The organism is Magnetovibrio sp., from assembly GCF_036568125.1.
Lineage (GTDB): Bacteria > Pseudomonadota > Alphaproteobacteria > Rhodospirillales > Magnetovibrionaceae > Magnetovibrio.
The window spans coordinates 38,480-51,650 of record NZ_DATCTF010000018.1; the positions used below are offsets into that span (position 1 = coordinate 38,480).

Annotated in this window: 13 protein-coding genes and 1 tRNA gene; all 14 read right to left on the bottom strand. The window is 58.2% G+C overall.

The genetic code is table 11. From position 1 onward, the window contains the following. Nucleotides 1-15: 15 nt before the first annotated feature. Nucleotides 16-561, bottom strand: a complete 546-nt coding sequence (mobB, locus tag VIN96_RS15140) for a molybdopterin-guanine dinucleotide biosynthesis protein B (RefSeq protein ID WP_331897299.1) — start codon at nt 559-561, stop codon at nt 16-18. A gap of 36 nt (nt 562-597) precedes the next feature. Continuing rightward, nucleotides 598-1,851 carry a (Fe-S)-binding protein gene (locus VIN96_RS15145; protein ID WP_331897300.1) on the bottom strand — a complete coding sequence of 418 codons (1,254 nt, stop codon included), beginning with the start codon at nt 1,849-1,851 and terminating at the stop codon, nt 598-600. After that, entirely contained in the window at nt 1,848-2,492 is a 645-nt protein-coding gene (locus tag VIN96_RS15150; protein ID WP_331897302.1) for a respiratory nitrate reductase subunit gamma, read from the bottom strand. Before VIN96_RS15150 ends, VIN96_RS15145 begins: the two co-directional genes overlap by 4 nt. 44 nt (nt 2,493-2,536) lie before the next feature. Further along, nucleotides 2,537-3,598: a formate dehydrogenase subunit gamma gene (locus VIN96_RS15155; RefSeq protein WP_331897303.1), complete on the bottom strand. Its 1,062-nt coding sequence runs from the start codon at nt 3,596-3,598 to the stop codon at nt 2,537-2,539. Nucleotides 3,599-3,694: 96 nt separating this feature from the next. Further along, nucleotides 3,695-4,288, bottom strand: coding sequence for a formate dehydrogenase FDH3 subunit beta (fdh3B, locus tag VIN96_RS15160; protein WP_331897304.1), 594 nt, complete (start codon nt 4,286-4,288; stop codon nt 3,695-3,697). Nucleotides 4,289-4,305: 17 nt separating this feature from the next. Next, nucleotides 4,306-7,179 (bottom strand): formate dehydrogenase subunit alpha, encoded by a 2,874-nt coding sequence (locus VIN96_RS15165; RefSeq protein WP_331897305.1) that lies wholly within the window; start codon nt 7,177-7,179, stop codon nt 4,306-4,308. A 15-nt stretch (nt 7,180-7,194) separates the two neighbouring features. Next, complete coding sequence (locus VIN96_RS15170) at nt 7,195-7,401, bottom strand: twin-arginine translocation signal domain-containing protein (RefSeq protein ID WP_331897306.1); 207 nt, start codon at nt 7,399-7,401, stop codon at nt 7,195-7,197. Between the two features lie 52 nt (nt 7,402-7,453). Next, nucleotides 7,454-8,086 (bottom strand): molecular chaperone TorD family protein, encoded by a 633-nt coding sequence (locus tag VIN96_RS15175; RefSeq protein ID WP_331897308.1) that lies wholly within the window; start codon nt 8,084-8,086, stop codon nt 7,454-7,456. 342 nt (nt 8,087-8,428) lie between these two features. Further along, on the bottom strand, nt 8,429-9,013 hold the full coding sequence (locus tag VIN96_RS15180) for a DUF3306 domain-containing protein (protein WP_331897310.1): 585 nt from the start codon (nt 9,011-9,013) through the stop codon (nt 8,429-8,431). Further along, complete coding sequence (locus tag VIN96_RS15185) at nt 9,006-9,557, bottom strand: DUF3305 domain-containing protein (RefSeq protein ID WP_331897311.1); 552 nt, start codon at nt 9,555-9,557, stop codon at nt 9,006-9,008. Before VIN96_RS15185 ends, VIN96_RS15180 begins: the two co-directional genes overlap by 8 nt. Continuing rightward, nucleotides 9,554-10,450 carry a formate dehydrogenase accessory sulfurtransferase FdhD gene (gene fdhD / locus VIN96_RS15190; protein ID WP_331897313.1) on the bottom strand — a complete coding sequence of 299 codons (897 nt, stop codon included), beginning with the start codon at nt 10,448-10,450 and terminating at the stop codon, nt 9,554-9,556. Before fdhD ends, VIN96_RS15185 begins: the two co-directional genes overlap by 4 nt. Nucleotides 10,451-10,590: 140 nt before the next feature. Further along, nucleotides 10,591-12,117 carry a fused MFS/spermidine synthase gene (locus VIN96_RS15195; protein ID WP_331897315.1) on the bottom strand — a complete coding sequence of 509 codons (1,527 nt, stop codon included), beginning with the start codon at nt 12,115-12,117 and terminating at the stop codon, nt 10,591-10,593. Between the two features lie 91 nt (nt 12,118-12,208). Next, nucleotides 12,209-12,913: a fumarylacetoacetate hydrolase family protein gene (locus VIN96_RS15200; protein ID WP_331897317.1), complete on the bottom strand. Its 705-nt coding sequence runs from the start codon at nt 12,911-12,913 to the stop codon at nt 12,209-12,211. 158 nt (nt 12,914-13,071) lie between these two features. After that, nucleotides 13,072-13,148: transfer RNA gene (locus VIN96_RS15205), tRNA-Met, on the bottom strand. Between the last annotated feature and the right edge of the window lie 23 nt (nt 13,149-13,171).

Here is a 13,171-nt window from a genome sequence, read left to right on the forward strand (position 1 = left end):
CAATGGGCGTTGCCTTTATTCGGCAGCGCCCATTTGCATGCGTCCGACGGACGGCGCCGCGCCGGGCACCGCACCGGTGTAGCGGATAATGAAGTCGGCAACCGCGCCGACATCGTCGAGGTCCAAAAGCGGCACCGACAGCCCGCCGATGCGCGCATCGCTGGCCACCGCCACGATGGTGTCGTCATCCGTCGCGATCAAGGATTTGCCCGTGGCCGGACGGCTGACTTCCAGCTTGGGGTGGCGATTGCGCTTGAAGCCTTCGATCAACAACAGATCCACCGGGGTCATCTGTTCGATCAGCGTGTCCATGTCCGGTTCCGGCTCGTCACGCAGTTCACGAACCAGCGCCCAGCGCCCACCGGACGCGATCAAGACTTCCTCCGCCCCCGCTTTGCGGTGACGGTATGAATCCTTACCCGGTTTGTCGATGTCGAAATTGTGATGAGTGTGCTTCATGGTCGAGACCCTGAAGCCACGGCGTCTGAGTTCCGGCAACAACTTGACCAACAGCTCGGTCTTGCCGCTGCCGCTCCATCCGACGATGCCAAATATTTTCATATCCCAGCCACCTTTTGCTTCGATATCAACATCAACTCAATCATCGAGATATTCCGCCAACAGTTCGGTCAGGCTCAAGACCGGCATCACCATGTCGTATTCATCGATGGCTTCTTCCAACACGTTGCGGCAGTTGCCGCACGCCGTGACCATGGCATCGGGTTTGACCGCATCCAATTGACGTTTTTTGCTGCCGAACGCGCGCAGGCGCAATTCTTCCGCGTTGGGGTTCGAACTGACGCCGCCGCCGCCGCCGCAACAGATATTGGCTTCGCGGCTGGGGGTCATCTCAACGAAGTTGTCGGCGATCTGGCCCAAGATGGCGCGGGGCTCATCGACGATGCCGCCCCGGCGCACGATCTGACAGGGATCGTGAAACGTCAGCCGGCGGCTGTCTTTGCCCTTGGTGGTGATCTTTCCTTGCTCGCAAAGCTGGTTCAGCAACTCGATGATATGGATCACCTCGAACTTGTAGGTCCGTCCGACCAGATTGGGGCCTTCCCAATTCAAGGCCGAATAGGCGTGGCCGCATTCTGGGCTGACGACATACTTCACGCCCAGTTCTTCCGCAGCATCAACGACCCGCGACACCAGCGTTTTGGCGATGGCTTTATCGCCCATCTGAATGCCGACGTTGGTTGCTTCGTAAGCCTTGGTCGACATGGTCCAGGTTAGACCGGCCTTTTTGAAGATCCGCGCCAGCGCACCGATGACTTCATAGAAATTGAGCACTTCCATCGCCGACAAGATCACCATGTAATCGACGCCGGGTTTGTCCAATTCGATGGGAATGCCGGTGGCCTCGGCTTGCTCGGCGACGATCTTCTGGAAGGTTTCGGGTTTGATGCCCAACGGGCTGCCGGTTTCCAAGGCGCGGCCGGCGGCGCCGGTCAGGCCATCGGGAACGATGTTGGCGGCGACCATGCCTTCGCGGGTTTTGCGCACCAGTCCGGCGATATCGATGCCCATGGGACAAACGATGGAACAACGCCCGCACAAGGTGCAACTGTCGTAAATAAGCTCGGACCATTCGTTGAGGTCATCCTCGGTCAATTCCGCAGGCACCAAGCCGAACAGTTTTTTGACGCCTCTCAGCGGGTCTTTGTGGCGTTTATAGGCACGCCGCAACAGATCCAACTTGTAGGTCGGAATGTAGCGCACATCGCCGGTATTTTCGAAAAAGTGGCAGGCCTCGGCGCACTGACCGCAATGCACGCAGGCGTCCAGATAACTGGCGGCGGAGGCATCGATGTTGGAGACCAAAGTCTCGACAGCGGCGGCGATGGTCATGGCACGATCCCCCTACGTCCAAAGAACGCTCCGGTATATCCACGGCTGAATGCGAACGTAAAGGCATGCATCAAGCGGCTGAACGGGAAGTAGATGAGCCACAGGTCCACCAGCAGCATGTGCGTGGCGCGCAATGCATCAACGCTTTCTTGCAACGCCATGCAGCCCGTCAACATCACCAAGAAGGTCAGCCATGATCCGATGTGATCGTCCTTGTCGGAAATCTTGATCATCACCGGGTCGGAAATGCGCCGCACCCACAAAAGGATCAAACCGGCAAAGGCGAACTGAGCCGCAACGACAAAGCCCCAATACGGTATCGTCGGCCATTCGATAGCAATGATGTTGTTTTGCATGAAAGCCACATGCGGGGCCGCGAACAGCAGCAAGACGAACAAACCGATATGAAAGATATAACCCGCCGTCAGATGGTAAAGAGTGCGAAAGGTGAACCCACCGTGCGGGATGAAATGCAGGAATTGCGACTTCACCGCCCCACCCGCGGCGGATGCGCGGGGGATCGACAGATCCTTCTTGCGCCCCAACCGCAAAATCCCCACGACTTTCCACAGCGCGCCGAGCACGAACACCGTTGCGGCGAAATACCAAAGTGGTCCTTCTACAAACTCCAGAAAGCTCACGGTTTAAACTCCTTCATGCAAGCGCCTCGCGAACGAAGACGACATCATGTGGCTTGGTCATGCTTCGCGGCGAGTACGGCATCGGGTGCGCCCTCGACAACGCGTTCCTTCTTGATTTCTTCCTCGGCCCACCAACGATGGTGTTCCAGCCCCCAGGTTTCATCGACGTAGCCGAGCGTCATGCTGTCCAACGCGCCTTCGACGCCCCAAATACCCAGATAGATGTGACCCAAAGACGCCGCGATCAGAACCACCGCGCAGATTGCGTGTACGATGTGGGAAAGTTGCATGCCTTGAACGTCATCGAGCAGGGTCGGGAAAATCAAAAACACACCCGAAAGGGAAAGCGCCGTGCCGGCGAAAGCGATCAGCCAATACCAAGACTTTTCGCCCAAGTTGTATTTCCACGACGGCGGATGGTGCTTGGAAAAAAATCCGCCCTTCAACGCCCAGGTGAAGTCACCCTTTTGATAAAAGTTGTCCTTGAAATACATCACCAACATGATCAGCATCGCGACGATGAAAATGGGACCCAACAGGTTGTGGGCTTGAAGGCTCGCATTGGCCAATGCGCCCAAAACATCCGCGCCGAACACCGGCTTGAGCAAAAAACGCCCCAGCAAGATGACGATGCCCGTGAGTCCCAGCATGATGAACAGGCTGGCGACGAACCAGTGCACCCAGCGCTCGGCTTGGCTGAAACGGGGAATGACGCGACCGGTGCGTTCGCCATGCAGCTTGAACTTGCCGTAGACCAACGCGAAGCCCAGCACGCCCACCAGAGAAATGCCCATCAACACGCCGCCCCACATGGGCAGCGGGCCCATGCGCACCAAACGCCAGTCTTCACCGGTGCGGTTGATCAAGGTGGCCGCTTTTTGATCGGGAATGGAGACTGTGCCCGGCTCGCCGTGATTGATGCCGCGCCATAAATCGCTGTTGCTGTTCGATCCCTTCACCTCGCCCGGAACGGAACCGGCGAGAGGATTGTCGGCTTGGGCGAAAGCCGTCTTCACGCCTCCACTCAGCGCGAAAGCCAATCCCCAGACCATCAAGGTGGTGAAAGCAAATGTGCGAAAGAGATGTATCAACCCACGTGACGTCATGAACAAGGTATCCCGTATGCAACCGTTCACTGCGAACGCATCAATCCGAATAGGTGCGCCCGGTTTCAAACTAACCCCGGACGCACCCGTGCGAATTTATTCGCCCTTTTGGTTGTAGGCGGTTCCCCACCCCCACGCACCCGTGCCGAAGCCGCGCGACACCACGCGTTCGCGGTAGATGTTGGAAACCATATCCCCATCACCCGCCAACAACGCCTTGGTCGAGCACATTTCCGCACACAGCGGAAGCTTGCCTTCGGACAGACGGTTGCCACCGTACTTGTGGAACTCTTCTTGCGAGCCGTCGGCTTCCGGACCGCCGTTGCAGAAGGTGCACTTGTCCATTTTGCCACGCGAACCGAAGGCCCCGTCTTTGGGGAACTGCGGCGCGCCGAACGGGCAAGCGAAGAAGCAGTAGCCACAGCCGATGCACAGGTCCTTGGAATGCAACACCACACCGTCTTCGGTGGAGTAGATGCAATCGACCGGACAAACGGCCATACACGGCGCGTCCGAACAGTGCATGCACGCCACGGAGACGGACCGTTCACCGGGCTGACCGTCATTGATGGTCACCACCCGGCGGCGGTTGACGCCCCATGGCACTTCGTTTTCGTTTTTACACGCCGTAACGCAGCCATTGCATTCAATGCAGCGTTCGGAATCGAGAAGAAATTTCATGCGAGCCATTGTTTTTCTCCCTACCCTTACGCGGCTTCAATACGACAGAGCGTCGACTTGGTTTCTTGCATCTGCGTCACCGAGTCATATCCATAGGTGCCGCACATGTTCGAGGCTTCGCCCAAGACATACGGATCGGTTCCCGACGGGTACTTGTCGCGCAGATCCTTGCCCTGCCACCAACCACCGAAGTGGAACGGCATGAACACGACGCCTGGCGCAACCCGATCCGTGACCATGGCCTTGACCAGAACTTTGCCGCCTTCGGGACTGTGCACCCACATATCGGCACCGTCGCGGATGCCCGCATCGTTGGCATCCTTGAGGTTCACTTCGCAGAACATGTCTTGCTGCAGTTCGGCCAACCATTTGTTGGAGCGGCCTTCGTCACCGCCGCCTTCATATTCCACCAAACGTCCGGTGGTGAGGATGGTCGGGAAGTTTTTCGAATGATCGTTTTTTTGGATCGATTCATAGAGCGTCGGAAGACGATAAGCCCGGGTATCCTTGTAGGTCGCATACTTGGGCAACAGATCGCGGCGCGCCGTATACAGCGGTTCACGATGCAGCGGCGTCGGATCGGGGAAGGTCCACACATACGTGCGGGCCTTGGCATTGCCGAACGGCGCGCAGCCGTGCTTGATGGCGACACGCTGGATGCCGCCCGACAGGTCGGTCTTCCAGTTGGTCTTATCGCCCGCGACTTTTTCGATGCTGGCGCGTTCTTCGGCGGTCAGGTCTTTGTCCCAGCCCAGTTTCTTGAGCATCGCCATGGTGAACTCGGGATAGCCGTCCTTGAGCTCGGAACCTTTCGAGTACGAGCCTTCGGCGAGCAGGTTTTCACCTTCGTGTTCGACGCCGTAACGAGCGCGGAACGTCAGGCCGCCTTCGGCCACCGACATCGACGGATCGTAGAGGATCGGCGTGCCCGGGTGACCCAACTTATCGTCGCCCCAGCACGGCCACGGCAGACCGTAATACTCACCGTCGCAAGGACCGCCCACGGCCTTCAAGGAGGTCTTGTCGAAGGTGTGCTTGTATTGCAACTGCTTCTTCAGGCGCTCCGGCGATTGACCCGTATAGCCGATGGTCCACATGCCCTTATTGAATTCGCGGGTGATGTCTTCGACCACCGGCTCGTCGCCGTTGAGCTTGATGTTCTTGAAGAACTGATCGGCGAAGCCGAGCTTTTTGGCGAACTTGGCCATGATCGTGTGATCGGGCAAAGATTCGTAAAGCGGGTCGACGACCTTTTCACGCCACTGCAAGGAACGGTTGGACGCGGTGACCGAGCCGTACGTTTCAAACTGCGTACAGGCGGGCAGCACGTACACGCCGTCGGTGCGGTCGGGAATGACCGATGCGAACGTCGGCACCGGATCGATCACGACCATGGTGTCGAGCTTTTCCATCGCCTTTTTCATGTCCGGCAAGCGGGTTTGCGAGTTCACCGCATGGCCCCACAACACCATCACCCGGAGGTTGTCGGGTTGATCGATGTTGTCTTTGTTTTCCAGCACGCCGTCGATCCAACGCGACACCGGAATGCCCGCCGACTGCATGAGTTTTTCGGACGCAAAGCGGCTGACCATCCAGTCGTAGTCGACATCCCAAACGCGCGACCAGTGCTTCCACGCACCCGCCGCAAGGCCGTAGTAGCCGGGCAGAGAGTGCGACAGCACGCACATGTCGGTCGCGCCTTGCACGTTGTCGTGACCGCGGAAGATGTTGGTGCCGCCGCCGGCCTTGCCCATGTTGCCGAGGGCAAGCTGCAAGATGCAGTAGGCGCGGGTGTTGTTGTTGCCGTTGTGGTGCTGGGTGCCACCCATGCACCACACGACGGTGCCGGGGCGGTTTTTCGCCAACAGCCCAGCGACGCGCTTGAGCTGCGCACCGGGAACGCCGGTGACGCGTTCGGTCTCTTCGGGCGTCCACTGTTCGATTTCCTTGCGCACCCGATCCAGGCCCCAGACGCGCTGTTCGATGAACTGCTTGTCTTCCCAGCCGTTATCGAAGATGTGCCACAAGATGCCCCAGATCAACGCCACGTCGGTACCCGGACGCATGCGCACGAACTCGTCGGCATGGGCGGCGGTGCGGGTGAAGCGCGGATCGCACACGATCAAGGGTGCGTTGTTTTCTTCCTTGGCTTTCAAGATGTGCTGAACCGCGACGGGGTGAGCTTCCGCCGGGTTGGAGCCGATCAAGAACAACGACTTGGCATTATGCATGTCGTTGAAGGAGTTGGTCATTGCGCCATAGCCCCAGGTGTTGGCGACACCGGCAACCGTGGTGGAGTGACAGATACGCGCTTGGTGATCACCGTTGTTGGAGCCCCAGAAAGCGTAGAACTTGCGGAACAGATAGGCTTGTTCGTTGGAGAATTTCGCCGAGCCCAGCCAGTACACGGAATCGGGACCGGACTGCTGGCGCACTTCGAGCATCTTGTCGCCGATTTCGTCGATCGCGGTTTCCCAGGAAATGCGTTTCCATTTGCCGCCTTCCAACTTCATCGGATAGCGCAGGCGGCGTTCGTTGTGCGCGTGTTCACGCACCGACGCACCCTTGGCGCAATGTCCGCCGAGGTTGAAGGGACTGTCGAAGTCCGGCTCTTGGCGGGTCCACACGCCGTTTTTGACTTCTGCCTTGATGCCGCAACCCACCGAACAGTGCGTACACACAGACGACTTGGTTTCGCCTTTGGCATCGCCCATGGGCTCTGCCGCCTTGGCCTTTTGCACCGCGCCCAGCGGAAGGGCACCGGCCAGCGCGACACCGCCGGCTGCGAGACCTGAGCCTTTCAGGAATGCACGACGATCGACAGCGCCGCCCATGCTTTTGGACAATGCCTGCTTCAGTCGCGGGGCTGAGGCGGAACCGTTCTTTTTCTTGATGAGCATCTCTATCCCCTCCCCTTAAAACTTCGCAACTTCGTAATAGGATTTGACGTGATCGGTTTCCCGATACCCGGACGAGCCCTTTTCCACCACGACCTCTTTGGCCTCGGCTTCCGTGTCGGACAGCACGCTGATGGCGGTCGCGATGCCCGCAACGCCCGCGCCCTTCAAAAAACCACGCCGCGATTGAACGGCCTTGTCTTTTTCTTTGATCTGCTCGCTCATTGTCGTCTCCCTTTCGAAACGGCTTCGAATGTTTCCCACGTCCCTGCGCCGCCTAGGCGGCCATGGTGAAGGCTTTGCTTTCGATTTCCATCAGCACTTGGCCGATGATGCCTACGGGACGGTAGAACACCGCGTTCTCTGCCCCTTCCAAGTCTTTGAAAAAGCGCGACGCCCAAGGCGCCACATGGTGGTCGAAAAAGGCTTTTTGCCCTTCGATGTCCATGAACCGTCCATGCGCGCCGGTGATCAGGTCGTGCATGGCGTTCATCAAAAATCCAATTTGGTCTTCGGGTTCGCTGATGCCATCGGCACGCGACAGGCCTAAACGGGCCAAATCCTCGCGCAGGTCCGACAATGGTTTGTCGTAGACGAACCCGGTGAGATAAAAGCTGGCATACGGATGCAGTTCCCCCCCGGCACCGTGACCGTAAAACAACCGCGTAAATTCATCTTCGATGTCGGTTTTGGTGGTGGTGCGGGCCAATTCACCCAGTTCGGTGATGGCTTGACCGAAAGGCGAAGCATCACCGTTCATAGCCTTGACAATATTCAGCACCTCGCCGCTTGGTGGCGCGATCAGCAGTGACGCCAGAAGACCATAGCCATTGGCCCGCAGAAGATCTTCTTCTGCAAGATTTGACGCATCGTTCTTTTCTGGCGTTAACGTATCTTCAGAAAGTTCCATGCTGTCCCACGATCCGCATGAATGAATGTTGTAAGCCTAACGTTCCATTCCAATCAGCTCCCAAACCGATGAAATGACGCGCACAATGCGTTACAACCACGTTGCCTGCGGGACCCGGCATGCTGGCACACTTTATACCCACGTCCCGCTTGTGAGGTCATTAGGATCCTCATTAGAGCCGTTGTCAACTCCGGGCCAGTGCTCATCCAGCCTTCAATAATGTCTTGTAAATACGAAATAATATTAGGATTTTTGCATGTAAAAGGATTCTCAGGCATCCACGCGCGTTCGCGCATTATCCACACTGAAAACGCGGATAACGAGAATTTCACATTGTGGAAATCAGCTCGCCGTTTCGGCCTTCTTGGGCATAGGTGTGTGCGCGTCATTCACGGTCGCAACGGGGTCACCGTCAACGGCAACATCGCCAGACTCCGCATCTGGCTCTGCGGCCGCTTCATCTCCGCTCCCTTGATCGGTGAGCGTTTGATCCTCGCTCTCTTCGGAGTCTTCAACTGCTTCGTCCGCGCTCAGGTAGCCTTTGCCGACTTGATAAACGGTCTTCACCACTTCCGAGACCATGCCGACTTTGGAAAAGTCCGCATCATAATCGTTCAGACCGTCGATATTGGCCAGGACCGGGTCGGATCGCCACAGTTTGCGCAGCGCCATCTTGGCCAAGTCCTCGGGAACATTGTCACCGAGGAATCCCGTGTAATCAGATTCGGCATCCAGGTTTTCCACGTCCGGCAGATCTGGCGGCGGTGCGGATGGTTCGGCGTCGGAAGGCGCTTCGCTGTCCGCAACAACGCTTGCGGGTTGGGCATCTTCCAGTGGAACGACCGCCATCTTCGCATCGCGATCGGCTTCCAACTTGCGCGCTGACCAGCGCTGCAAAAAGCCTTTCTCTTCGATTTTATCAACCATGACCGGGCCTCATTCGCGCACCATCGTTCCGCCCCGTGGCGCTGTCTTCTTTGCGTTTCTGCTTGCGCTTTTTAAAGGGCTGATCGACGTGAAAGGCTTCGACGAACGCCGCCGCCCATGCGACCACAACCGCGGGCGCGGGTACCGCGTCCACGATCATTTCGCCGCTTTCGGTATAATCCCCGGCCTCGTAGGGACTGAAGGTGGCGAGAAACGGCGACACCTCTTCATCGTCGTCGTCTTCGCCAGGACGCAAGACGACGTAAAGAACCGGATCCTCTTGAGACAAGTTGACTTTATAGGCTTCCGTTTCGCGCTTGAACAATTCGACCTCAAGGCTGCCAACGTAATCGCGCCGCCACCCAGGCCCGCTATCCAACGGGCGGCGGGTATCGTCGCTGGGCGGTTCGGGCAGAATGTCCGCCACCCGCCAAGTCGCGTCGATCCACGGATTGTCGCTGTCGCGCCGCTCCACCACGATGCCGACGCGGTGGCGGTCTGCAATGGCGGCGCCCGCGTCCCCTGTCGATGATCCATCGGTCATGACGTAGCCCCTTTGCGCACTTTGTCCGTGGCGGCGCTGTCGGCTTTGTCGGTCTCTTGAGCGTCGAAGACGATGCGATCTTCGCCCGACAGGGCGACAAACCGCGCACCCCGCGCGCGGCCGATCAAAATCAATCCCGCCTTGCGTGCCAAATCCACGCCCCATGCGGTGAAACCGGAACGCGACACCAAAATGGGGATGCCCATCTGCACGGTTTTGATCACCATTTCAGAGGTCAACCGCCCGGTGGTGTAAAAGATTTTGTCGTGCCCCGACATGCCTTCCAAAAACATCCAACCGGCAATTTTGTCGACCGCATTGTGGCGCCCCACATCTTCCATATAAACCAACGGCCGGTCGTGCGCGCACAGCACGCAGCCGTGAATGGCGCCGGCCTTGAGATACAAACTGGGCGCTGTGTTGATGGCCTTGAGCAACGGATACAGCGCCGCGGTGTGAACCTTGGCGTCCGCGGCGAGCTTGACCGTGTCGAACTGTTCCATGACGTCGCCGAAGACCGTCCCTTGAGCGCAGCCCGAGGTCAGCGTTTTCTTTTTCAGCTTGTCTTCGAAGTTCGTGTCCTTGGCGGTGCGCACGACGATGGTGTTGATTTCTTCATCGTAATCGATGGCGGTAATTTCGTCGTCGTCGCGCAACATGTTCTGATTGCGCAGATAACCGACCGCCAGATAATCCGGATAGTCGCCGATGGTCATCATGGTGACGATCTCTTGGCTGTTGAGAAACAGCGTCAAGGGCCGCTCGACCGAGACCGAGGTGGTGACCGCATCGCCGTTGTGGTCGATCCCGTGCACCTCTGCCGTGAGACGCGCGTCTTCGGGATCGGGGCCAATCACAAAGGCTTCAGACGTATTGGACGGAACTGTGTTCACGGCACCCTCGTTGTGAAAGATGAAAGGACATACCTTTTAGTATCTGAGTCCAACCTAGTGCCAGGTCAATAGGCATAGCAAGGTTTTGTCGCTCAGATAGTCATGCCCCCATATCCGGTCGGCATTTTGATCTGCCCGGATTATAACTCTGCCGCCGTCAGAAGGCCGCTCATCAAGCGATCCACCGGTGCGTAATCGTCGGTCAACACGGGCACGTCCGGGACCAAGGCACGGGCGCGCAGATCTGCGTCCGGCCAACGCACCCACGTGCGCTCCAACCCTTTATTGGATTCCAACACCGGGCGCGCGCTGCGGCTGTTGGACGCCACCACGACAAAAGTGACTCGGCCCTCTTGTCCCATTTGACCGCGTTCGGCCCACACCTCGACATTGGCGAACCGCGTGCCTAGGGTTCGCGCAAGGCTCAGCAAAAAGCGCGGATTGTGACCATTGTCGACCGTGTTGATGGCATAAAAGCCATTGGGGTTAAGACGCCGGGCGATCTGCTCGGTGAATTCCTGACTGACCAGATGTGCGGGAATGGAAATGTCGTAAAAAGCGTCGCCGAATACCACATCGAATGTCGGTTCCAGCGGCAGTGATTGCAGATACATGCGTGCATCCTGATGGGCGATTTCCAGGCCCGGCGCGCGCGGGTCGAGCCATAAGTGATCCGTCGCGGCCCTGGTCACAGCAGGGTCGATTTCCGCCACCACCAACTTGGCCCGGCCCTGAAATTCAGCGGCCCAGGCGCGCGGCAACGTAAACCCGCCGCCGCCGATGAAGTAGGCGCTCCGTGCCCCCGGGCCCAATGTGGCGCGTGCGTATTCATCGACGAAATGCAGATAGGGGCTATAGAGCAATCCCGGGTCGCGTTCGTCGTTGATCGAATGCACCAAATGATCCAAGGCCATCAACCGCGCGCCGGGCGCATCGGGGAATGGATCCACGCGGATGCAAAAATAGTCGCTTTCCGCCGTACATGGGCTGGTGAAGGCTTGAACGTTGTTGCCCCACAAACCGGTCGCCCCCAACCCCAAAACCAACGGCACCACAACGATCACGCCGGTGCGGCTCGACACCACGAACAACACCGCCAATGTCGCGTAAACTGCGGCCACCATCAACACCGTGCCGATCGATCCGATCCACGAAATGAACAGGTACCCCGCCAACAGCGTACCGGCGATGGAACCCAACGTGCCCAACGCGAACATACGCCCGATGACGCCGCCCGGATGATGCGCGCTGGCATCCACGGCAAGCTTGGTGAGGATCGGCGAGACGATACCGACGAACAGGCTGGGCAGAAAAAACAGCGCCGATGCAAGCAGCACAATGATCTCGATCTGGCCAAGACCGCTTTGCAACAACAGCCCCGACACTTCCCGCAACAACACCAGCGTGGCCAGGCTGGACAGCGAAGACAACGCCAAGGCCCACGCCACCCGCGACGCGCCCAAGCGATTGTCGACATGGGGTGCGGCCAACGCGCCGCCGATCCAATGGCCCACCGACAACCCGGCCAAAACCACCGCGATGATCGCGGTCCAGGTATACAGCGACATGCCGACATACGGTGCCAACAACCGCCCCGCGACGATTTCGATCACCAGCCCACACGCGGAACTGACCAGCAACGTTACGGCAAACAGGACCTGGCGCATGCTCAACGCTCTCCTCACGATATGACCGGGTGACGAATACTCAACTGCATCCGACTTTAACAGGGATTGAAGATGAAGAAAGGTTCTGTTCTTACGTGTGGGGCTTGCCGACGGTGAGCTCAATTTCACCCAAGCCGGCAATGCTGCCGATCAGATGATCGCCGGGCACAACCGGTCCGACCCCTGCCGGTGTGCCGGTGTAGATCAGATCACCGGGCACCAGATGATAATAGCGCGACAGATCGACGATCAGTTCCTGGACAGAATTGATCAGGTCGCTCAAGTCCGCTTTCTGGCGGGTTTCCCCGTTGACGCGCAGCTCGATCTTGCCGTGGGTCAAGTGTCCGCAGACCGCCGAAGGCACGATGGGGCTGATCACCGCGGATTGTTCGAAGTCCTTAGCCACATCCCACGGCCGCTGCTTTTCGCGAACCCGAAATTGCAGGTCGCGGCGCGTCATATCCAGCCCGCAGGCGTAGCCGAATACGGCGTCGAGCGCATCGTTCGGCGCGGCTTGAAAAACGGGCTTTCCGATAGCCGCCACCAATTCTATCTCATAGTGATAATTCTCGGTTTCGGGAGGATACGAAACGCTCGCCCCCGACGGCACAATCGCAGATGGGCTTTTGGTGAAATAGAACGGCTCTTCCTTATCGGGCTGCCCGCCCATTTCCCGAGCATGTTCGGCATAGTTCCGCCCGACACAAAAAATACGGTTTACCGGAAACACCTGTTCCCCGCCTTTGATGGGGACGGTCGGCACGGGCGACGGTGGAAAGAGATAGATGCTGTTCATAGTGGCACATTTCCCGAGAACGCTTGATGTCGCGCGAGCTTACGCTGAACGATGTTCTTGCAACAGCCCATTAACGCGGCAGAGCCCCACGGCTTGCCGCACGCTTTCCCGGCAAACAAAAACGGCTTAGCCGGTTAAGGCTAAGCCGTTGATATTATTGGTTGCGGGGGTTGGATTTGAACCAACGACCTTCAGGTTATGAGCCTGACGAGCTACCGGGCTGCTCCACCCCGCGTCAATTTTGTATACCGGACCGAG

Excerpts from the sequence above, each read along its gene's own strand:
- VIN96_RS15155 (WP_331897303.1), bottom strand. The coding sequence starts at position 3,598 with ATGACGTCACGTGGGTTGATACATCTCTTTCGCACATTTGCTTTCACC.
- VIN96_RS15180 (WP_331897310.1), bottom strand. The coding sequence starts at position 9,013 with ATGGTTGATAAAATCGAAGAGAAAGGCTTTTTGCAGCGCTGGTCAGCG.
- VIN96_RS15185 (WP_331897311.1), bottom strand. The coding sequence starts at position 9,557 with ATGACCGATGGATCATCGACAGGGGACGCGGGCGCCGCCATTGCAGAC.
- VIN96_RS15170 (WP_331897306.1), bottom strand. The coding sequence starts at position 7,401 with ATGAGCGAGCAGATCAAAGAAAAAGACAAGGCCGTTCAATCGCGGCGT.
- VIN96_RS15175 (WP_331897308.1), bottom strand. The coding sequence starts at position 8,086 with ATGGAACTTTCTGAAGATACGTTAACGCCAGAAAAGAACGATGCGTCA.
- mobB (WP_331897299.1), bottom strand. The coding sequence starts at position 561 with ATGAAAATATTTGGCATCGTCGGATGGAGCGGCAGCGGCAAGACCGAG.
- VIN96_RS15145 (WP_331897300.1), bottom strand. The coding sequence starts at position 1,851 with ATGACCATCGCCGCCGCTGTCGAGACTTTGGTCTCCAACATCGATGCC.
- VIN96_RS15195 (WP_331897315.1), bottom strand. The coding sequence starts at position 12,117 with ATGCGCCAGGTCCTGTTTGCCGTAACGTTGCTGGTCAGTTCCGCGTGT.
- VIN96_RS15165 (WP_331897305.1), bottom strand. The coding sequence starts at position 7,179 with ATGCTCATCAAGAAAAAGAACGGTTCCGCCTCAGCCCCGCGACTGAAG.
- fdh3B (WP_331897304.1), bottom strand. The coding sequence starts at position 4,288 with ATGGCTCGCATGAAATTTCTTCTCGATTCCGAACGCTGCATTGAATGC.
- VIN96_RS15200 (WP_331897317.1), bottom strand. The coding sequence starts at position 12,913 with ATGAACAGCATCTATCTCTTTCCACCGTCGCCCGTGCCGACCGTCCCC.